Below are 7,649 nucleotides of genomic sequence, written 5' to 3' on the forward strand. Positions count from 1 at the left end.
CCTCAGAGGCAGGCCCGTGCAGCCTACAGGCCCTTGACCGCGAAGATGCCGTTGGCGTTGCGCCAATAACCTTTGTAGTCCATGCCGTAGCCGAAGATGTAGCGATCGATGCAGGGCAGGCCCACATAGTTGGCCTTGAGGTCCGGGCTGGCCTTGCGGTCGTGCTCCTTGTCGATCAGCACGGCGGTGTGCACCGAGCGCGCGCCGGCGTGCTTGCAGAAATCGATGATGGCGCTGAGGGTATGGCCTTCGTCGAGGATGTCGTCGACGATCAGCACGTCGCGATCGATGAACGAGATCTCCGGCTTGGCTTTCCAGAACAGCTCGCCGCCGCTGGTCTGGTTGCGGTAGCGCGAGGCGTGCAGGTAGGAGGCCTCCAGCGGGAACTGCAGGTGGGTCAGCAGCTTGCCGGCGAAGATCAGCCCGCCGTTCATCACGCAGAAGACCACCGGGTTCTTGTCGTGCAGATCCTGGCAGATCTGCTTGCCGACCTTGGCGATGGCCGCCTCGACCTCGGCTTCGTTGTACAGGCAGTCAGCCTCGTGCATGACTTGGCGGATATGCTCGAGATCGGCGGACATGGCGCTCTCCAGGGGCTCGGAATCGGAAAAGCGGGCAAAGGTACGCATCCGCTCGGCACAGATCAAGCATTTATGGACTAACGTGCTGAATGACTGCACGACAGCCAAGGCTGAATAGATTAATCTAGCGCGGTTTTTTTGCCCGCCTCCCGGAGCCCTCCCCCATGCCTACTCGTGAGATCCGCCATCCGCTGATCCGCCACAAGCTCGGCCTGATGCGCCGTGCCGACATCAGCACCAAGAATTTCCGCGAACTCGCCCAGGAAGTCGGCGCCCTCCTGACCTACGAAGCTACCCAGGACCTGCCGCTGGAAACCTACGCAATCGACGGCTGGTGCGGCAAGGTGCAGGTCGAGAAGATCGCCGGCAAGAAGATCACCGTCGTGCCCATCCTGCGCGCCGGCATCGGCATGCTCGACGGCGTGCTCAGCCTGATCCCCGGCGCCAAGGTCAGCGCCGTGGGTGTCGCACGCAACGAAGAAACCCTCGAAGCCCACACCTACCTGGAAAAGCTCGCCCCGGAAATCGACCAGCGCCTGGCGCTGATCATCGACCCGATGCTGGCCACCGGCGGCTCCATGGTCGCCACCATCGACCTGTTGAAGAAGGCCGGTTGCCGCGACATTCGCGCCATGGTCCTGGTGGCTGCGCCGGAAGGCATCGAGGCCGTCGAAAAGGCCCACCCGGACGTGCGGATCTACACCGCATCGATCGACCAGCGCCTGAACGACGATGGCTACATCATCCCCGGCCTGGGCGATGCCGGCGACAAGATCTTCGGCACCAAGCAGAAGGACGCCTGACCATGCAGGACGGCTTCAACGACCCGCTCTGGCGCCAGGTCGTCTCGGGCGCGCAGATGCTCTTCGTGGCATTCGGCGCGCTGGTGCTGATGCCGCTGATCACCGGCCTGGACCCCAACGTGGCGCTGTTCACCGCCGGCCTCGGCACCCTGCTGTTCCAACTGGTCACTGGCCGCCAGGTCCCGGTGTTCCTGGCCTCGAGCTTTGCCTTCATCACCCCGATCATCCTCGCCAAGGGGCAGTTCGGCCTGGCCGCCACCATGGGCGGTGTGATGGCGGCCGGTTTCGTCTACACCTTCATGGGCCTGATGGTGAAGATCAAAGGCACCGGCTTCATCGACCGCATGCTGCCGCCGGTGGTGATCGGCCCGGTGATCATCTCCATTGGCCTGGCCATGGCGCCGATCGCTGCCAACATGGCCATGGGCAAGGCCGGTGACGGCAGCGTACTGGTGCCATACCAGACCGCCATGCTGATTTCCATGCCGGCGCTGCTGACCACGCTGATCGTCGCCGTGTTCGGCAAGGGCATCTTCCGCCTGGTGCCGATCATCGCTGGCGTGCTGGTGGGTTTTGCCCTGTCGTTCGCCTTCGGCGTGGTCGATACCGCCAGGATCGCCGCCGCGCCCTGGCTGGAGCTGCCGAAGTTCACCGCCCCGGAATTCAACTGGCAGGCGATCCTGTTCATCGTCCCGGTGGCCCTGGCCCCGGCGATCGAGCACATCGGCGGGGTGATCGCGGTAGGCAGCGTGACCGGCCGCGACTACCTGAAAAAGCCTGGCCTGCACCGCACCCTGTTCGGCGATGGCCTGGCCACCACCGCAGCCGGCCTGTTCGGCGGGCCGCCCAACACCACCTATGCCGAAGTGACCGGCGCGGTGATGCTGACCAAGAACTACAACCCGAAGATCATGACCTGGGCGGCGATCTTCGCCATCGCCCTGGCGTTCATCGGCAAGTTCGGCGCCTTGTTGCAGAGCATTCCGGTACCGGTGATGGGCGGTATCCTCTGCCTGCTGTTCGGCTCGATCGCTGCGGTGGGCATGAACACCATGATCCGCCACAAGATCGACCTGGCCGAAGCGCGCAACCTGGTGATCGTCTCGGTCACCCTGGTGTTCGGTATCGGCGGCGTGCTGATCGGCAGCGGCGACGGCCCGGACGACTGGGGCCTGAAAGGCATCGCCCTGTGCGCCGTGGTGGCGATTGCCCTGAACCTGATCCTACCGGGCAACGACGGCTGGAAGCACAAGAAGCTGGACGATCAGTTGCCCTGATCGCCAGGGCAGGCAATGTTGGGGCCGCTACGCGGCCCCAATGGCGGTGGTAAAAGTCTAGGATCGGCAGCCTGGAACTCAGGCAGCCTCGCACATCCCCGCCAACACCCTCGCCCATTCCGGGTGATCGTTCAGGCAAGGCACCAGCACCAACTCCTCCCCCCCCGCCTCGACGAACTGCTCGCTACCACGCAGGCCAATCTCCTCCAGCGTCTCGATGCAATCGGCAACGAAAGCCGGGCACATCACCAGCAACTTCTTCACCCCAGCCTTGCCCAACTCGTCCAGACGCGTCTCGGTATAGGGCTCGATCCACTTGGCGCGGCCCAGGCGCGACTGGAACGACACCGACCACTTGCCATCGGGGATCCCCATCTTCGCCGCGAACGCCTTGGCAGTGGCCAGGCACTGCCCGCGATAGCACACCGCACGCATCTCGGCGCTGGCGTCCTTGCAGCAATCGGGCGCCTGGAAGTCATGCTTGCCGCTCGGGTCGAGCTTCTTCAGGTGGCGCTCGGGCAAGCCGTGGAAACTCAGCAGCAGGTGATCGTAACCCTGCTCCAGGTAAGGCCTGGCGCTGGTCGCCAGGGCGTCGATATAGCAGGGCTGGTCATAGAACGGCTGCAGCACGCGCATCTGCAGCGACAGCTGACGCTCGGCAATGGTCTTTTTCGCAAGCTCCACCACCGTGGTCACGGTGCTGTCGGCGAATTGTGGATAGAGCGGCGCCAGGGTCACCTTGCGCACACCCTGGGCCGCCAAGCGCTCGAGCACCTCGGGCAGGGCCGGCTCGCCATAGCGCATGGCGATCTCCACCGGGCCGTGAGGCCAATGCTCGGCCATGGCCGCTTGCAGGCGCCGGGTCAACACCACCAGGGGCGAACCCTCATCCCACCAGATCGAGGCATAGGCATGGGCCGACTGCTCCGGGCGCTTGACCAGGATCAGCGACACCAGCAGACGCCGCACAGGCCAGGGCAGGTCGATCACGTAGGGGTCCATGAGGAACTGGTTGAGGTAACGGCGTACGTCGGCCACAGAAGTGGAGGCCGGTGAACCCAGGTTGACCAGCAGCAGGGCGTGATCGGTCATGCAGCGTCCTATGTCAGAGGCGACTGGACAGGTTGCCCAGGGCCGATTGCAGATCGTTGAAGCGGAACGTGAAGCCCGCCGCCAGCAAGCGCACCGGGCGGGCGCGCTGGCCGCCGAGCAACAGGGTCGACAGCTCGCCCAGGCCGGCCTTGAGCAACGGCGCCGGCACCGGCAGGAAGGCCGGCCGGTGCAAGGCCCGCCCCAGGCGCTTGGCGAATTCGCGGTTGCGCACAGGTTCCGGTGCGCAGGCATTATAAGGACCGCTGGCGTCCTTGTGCTGCAAGAGAAAATCAATCAGGGCGACCTGGTCTTCTATATGAACCCACGGCATCCACTGCCGACCGTCACCCAAGGGCCCGCCCAGCCCCAGCTTGAACGGCAGGCGCAGGCGCGACAAAAAGCCGCCATCGCTGGCCAGTACCAGCCCGGTACGCACCAGCACCACGCGGATACCGAGCGCTTGCGCACGTTGCGCGGTTTCTTCCCAGGCAATGCACAACTGGCTGGCGAAATCCTCCTTCACCGGCGGCGACGCCTCGGTCAGCTCACGCTCGCCACCGTCGCCGTACCAGCCAACGGCTGAGCCGGAGATCAGCACCTCGGGGCGTTGTTCGCGGCTTTCCAACCAGGCCACCAGGCGCTCGGTGAGGGTGATACGGCTGGCCCAGAGCAACGTTCGCCGCGCCGCGGTCCAGGGCCGATCGGCGATAGGCGCACCGGCGAGATTGATCACCGCGTCCACGGCGTCGTCCGGCGCCAGTTCCTCCAGTTGGGCGATGCCGCGCACACCTGTACCACACAGCTTGGGCACCTGCTCCGGACGTCGGCTCCACACGGTCAGGCGATGGCCCTGGCCGCGCCAGAACTGGCAGAGATGCTGGCCGATCAAGCCAGTACCGCCGGTCAGCAATATATGCATGGCTGTATCCTCGCAGTCTGCGGCCGTGGTCTATTTTTAAGAACAAGGCACTTTTTTGACCGAACGCTCTCGGATAAACATAGGCCAACCTGTCCTATCGAGCGGAATAACCTTATACAAAAGTGGTGCATTGTACAGGTTTGCCTGACAGCGTAGTCTGCTTCCAGCAAGGTTCGAAGAGGCCATCATGACAGTACCTATCGCCATCATCGGAGCCGGGATCGCCGGTCTTTCCGCCGCACAGGCCCTGCAAAAGGCCGGGCAGACCGTCCACCTGTTCGACAAGGGCCATGGCAGCGGCGGACGCATGGCCAGCAAGCGTAGCGAGGCCGGTGCGCTGGACTTGGGTGCCCAGTATTTCACCGCGCGCGACCGGCGCTTCGTCGAGCAGGTCCAGCAATGGGTCGCCGCCGGCTGGGCCGAACAGTGGAAACCCCAGCTGTACAACTACCGCGACGGCGAGCTGACGCCTTCGCCCGACGAACAGACGCGCTGGGTTGGCGTGCCCCGCATGAGCGCCATCACCCGTGGGCTGCTCAAGGACGTCACGGTGAATTTCGGCTGCCGCATCGCCGAAGTCTTTCGCGGCAAGCAGTACTGGCACCTGCAGGACACCGAGGGCTGCAGCCATGGCCCGTTCAGCCGCGTGGTGATCGCCGTACCCGCGCCGCAGGCCACCCCTTTGCTGGCCAGCACGCCCAAGCTCGCCGCCGTCGCCGCCGGGGTGCAGATGGAACCGACCTGGGCCGTGGCCCTGGCCTTCCAGACCGCCCTCGACACCCCCATGCAAGGCTGCTTCGTGCAGGACAACCCGCTCGACTGGCTGGCCCGCAACCGCAGCAAGCCCGGGCGCGACGAACAGCTCGACACCTGGGTACTGCACGCCACCTCGGGCTGGAGCAAGCATCACCTCGACCTGCCCAAGGAAGATGTCATCGAACAGCTGTGGGGAGAGTTCGCCGAATTGGTCGGCTGCGTGGTCCCTGCGCCGAACTTCGCCCTGGCGCACCGCTGGCTGTATGCGCGCCCGGCGAGCAACCACGAGTGGGGCGCCCTGGCTGACGCCGACCAAGGGCTGTATGCCTGCGGCGACTGGTGCCTGTCTGGCCGCGTCGAGGGCGCTTGGCTCAGTGGCCAGGAAGCTGCACGGCGGTTGCTCGAACACCTTGATTGATGGCACGCAAACCTATACAAGAAAATCATCTTGCGTAAGTTTTTGGCTACATTAATTGGCCTATAACGTTATACACAAAATATTTCAGTACAAGTCTTCTGACAGTATCGGGATACGCCTGGGCGCACGCAACGATCCCCATGCAAGGCCTGCGTCTTTGCAGCACTCACAGTGACCCACGAGCCAAGGATGAAACCCAACCTGCAGCTGGTCTGGCTGCGCAGTGACCTGCGTATCGCCGACAACACCGCCCTGAGCGCCGCCTGCGCGCACGGGCCCACCCTCGCCGTGTGGCTGGTCAGCCCCGGTCAATGGCAGGCCCATGACGATGCCGCGTGCAAGGTCGACTTCTGGCTGCGTAACCTGCGCGAGCTGCGCCACTCGCTGGAAGCGCTCGGTATCCCGCTGCTGATCCGCCAGGCCAGCCTATGGAGCGAAGCCCCCGGAGCCCTGCTCGGCGTCTGCCGCCAGTACTCTGTCGGGGCCGTGCACTGGAACGAGGAATACGGGGTCAATGAACAGCGACGCGACACGGCGACCCGGGCCCTGCTGGCCAGTGCCGGAATCGCCAGCCATGCTTACCTGGCCCAGACATTGTTTCGCCCCGGCAGCATCACGAGCCGCAACGGCCAATGTTTCCAGGTATTCGGCCAGTTCAGGAAGGCCTGCCTGGAGCACCTGCACCGCAACCTGCCGAGCCTGGCCGCCCCAGCCCGGCCCCAGGCGCCGCTGGGCATCGCCAGCGACCCCGTGCCCACGCGTATCGAGGGTTTCGACACCCCGCCAACGGCATTGATCGCGCACTGGGGTGCCGGGGAGTCCGAAGCACGGCGCCGGCTGTCCCGATTCCTCGATGAAACCGTCGAGGACTACCCACACCTGCGCGACCTGCCGGCCAAGGCCGGTACCAGCCAACTCTCGCCCTACCTGACCGCCGGGGTGATCTCGCCACGGCAATGCCTGCATGCAGCCCTGAACGCCAACGGCGGGGCGTTCGACAGTGGCAGCAGCGGCGTGCAAGCCTGGCTCGACGAGCTGCTATGGCGAGAGTTCTACAAGCACATCCTGGTAGGTTATCCACAGGTCTGTCGGCACCGGGCCTTCCGCGCCCACACCGACGCCCTCCCCTGGCGCGACGCCCCCGATGACTTCGAGGCCTGGGCCGAAGGCCGTACGGGCTTTCCGATCATCGATGCGGCCATGCGCCAGTTGCTGCACACCGGCTGGATGCACAACCGCCTGCGCATGATCGTCGCCATGTTCCTGAGCAAGAACCTGCTGATCGACTGGCGCCACGGCGAGCGCCATTTCATGCGTCACCTGATCGATGGCGACCTGGCCGCCAACAATGGCGGTTGGCAGTGGAGCGCCTCCAGCGGAACCGATGCGGTGCCATACTTCCGCCTGTTCAATCCGATCACTCAATCACAACGTTTCGACCCAGGCGGGAACTTCCTTCGCCAATGGCTGCCGGAGCTTCAGGGTTTGGATGAAAAATTCATTCATGAACCGATGAAATCTGCCGACTTTATTGCTACACGTTTCTACCACAGTCCGATCGTAGATCTCAGCAGCAGTCGCCAGCGGGCATTGGCAGCCTTCAAGGGCCTGTCCGGCTGGCAGGATCAGAGGGTTGAATCTTGAGAAACTTGCGTCGTTTCTGGGTAACAGGGGCAACCAATGGGCTCGGCCTGGCCTTGGTGCAAGGGTTGCTCGAACAGGGCTGCCACGTCGCCACGAGTGGCAAGCCGTGCCAAGAGCTGGATGACCTCGAGGCGCATCATCCAGGACAACTGCTACGCC

Annotated in this window: 7 protein-coding genes; 4 read left to right on the plus strand and 3 right to left on the minus strand. The window is 64.4% G+C overall.

The genetic code is table 11. The features are described 5' to 3' along the window. Positions 1 to 23: 23 nt before the first annotated feature. Positions 24 to 581: a hypoxanthine-guanine phosphoribosyltransferase gene (locus WCE05_RS25335; protein WP_225788521.1), complete on the minus strand. Its 558-nt coding sequence runs from the start codon at positions 579 to 581 to the stop codon at positions 24 to 26. Between the two features lie 164 nt (positions 582 to 745). On the opposite strand from WCE05_RS25335, the gene upp reads away from it, so the two are divergent. Together upp and WCE05_RS25345 are read left to right on the plus strand one after the other, a co-directional pair. Then, a complete protein-coding gene (upp, locus tag WCE05_RS25340; RefSeq protein ID WP_225788520.1) occupies positions 746 to 1,384 on the plus strand; it encodes a uracil phosphoribosyltransferase in 639 nt (212 codons plus the stop codon). Positions 1,385 to 1,386: 2 nt separating this feature from the next. Beyond that, entirely contained in the window at positions 1,387 to 2,661 is a 1,275-nt protein-coding gene (locus WCE05_RS25345) for a uracil-xanthine permease family protein (protein WP_368816789.1), read from the plus strand. Between the two features lie 78 nt (positions 2,662 to 2,739). Here the strand turns inward: WCE05_RS25345 and hemH are convergent, their stop codons facing one another. Together hemH and WCE05_RS25355 are read right to left on the minus strand one after the other, a co-directional pair. Beyond that, positions 2,740 to 3,753: a ferrochelatase gene (gene hemH, locus WCE05_RS25350; RefSeq protein WP_253090559.1), complete on the minus strand. Its 1,014-nt coding sequence runs from the start codon at positions 3,751 to 3,753 to the stop codon at positions 2,740 to 2,742. A 13-nt stretch (positions 3,754 to 3,766) separates the two neighbouring features. Next, the gene (locus WCE05_RS25355) at positions 3,767 to 4,672 is read right to left on the minus strand and encodes a TIGR01777 family oxidoreductase (RefSeq protein WP_253081216.1); all 906 of its coding nucleotides are present in this window, start codon (positions 4,670 to 4,672) and stop codon (positions 3,767 to 3,769) included. A 187-nt stretch (positions 4,673 to 4,859) separates the two neighbouring features. Here WCE05_RS25355 and WCE05_RS25360 point away from each other — a divergent pair, with 187 nt between their 5' ends. Both WCE05_RS25360 and phrB read left to right on the plus strand, forming a co-directional pair. Next, complete coding sequence (locus WCE05_RS25360; protein ID WP_225788516.1) at positions 4,860 to 5,846, plus strand: NAD(P)/FAD-dependent oxidoreductase; 987 nt, start codon at positions 4,860 to 4,862, stop codon at positions 5,844 to 5,846. A 201-nt stretch (positions 5,847 to 6,047) separates the two neighbouring features. After that, on the plus strand, positions 6,048 to 7,490 hold the full coding sequence (gene phrB / locus WCE05_RS25365; RefSeq protein ID WP_368816790.1) for a deoxyribodipyrimidine photo-lyase: 1,443 nt from the start codon (positions 6,048 to 6,050) through the stop codon (positions 7,488 to 7,490). Positions 7,491 to 7,649: the final 159 nt, after the last annotated feature.

Origin of the sequence: Pseudomonas sp. I2, from assembly GCF_040984075.1 — a bacterium.
Classification (GTDB): Bacteria; Pseudomonadota; Gammaproteobacteria; order Pseudomonadales; family Pseudomonadaceae; genus Aquipseudomonas; species Aquipseudomonas guariconensis_B.

Coding starts and splice junctions, on each gene's coding strand:
- WCE05_RS25335 (WP_225788521.1), bottom strand. CDS start 581: ATGTCCGCCGATCTCGAGCATATCCGCCAAGTCATGCACGAGGCTGAC.
- WCE05_RS25345 (WP_368816789.1), top strand. CDS start 1,387: ATGCAGGACGGCTTCAACGACCCGCTCTGGCGCCAGGTCGTCTCGGGC.
- upp (WP_225788520.1), top strand. CDS start 746: ATGCCTACTCGTGAGATCCGCCATCCGCTGATCCGCCACAAGCTCGGC.
- hemH (WP_253090559.1), bottom strand. CDS start 3,753: ATGACCGATCACGCCCTGCTGCTGGTCAACCTGGGTTCACCGGCCTCC.
- WCE05_RS25360 (WP_225788516.1), top strand. CDS start 4,860: ATGACAGTACCTATCGCCATCATCGGAGCCGGGATCGCCGGTCTTTCC.
- WCE05_RS25355 (WP_253081216.1), bottom strand. CDS start 4,672: ATGCATATATTGCTGACCGGCGGTACTGGCTTGATCGGCCAGCATCTC.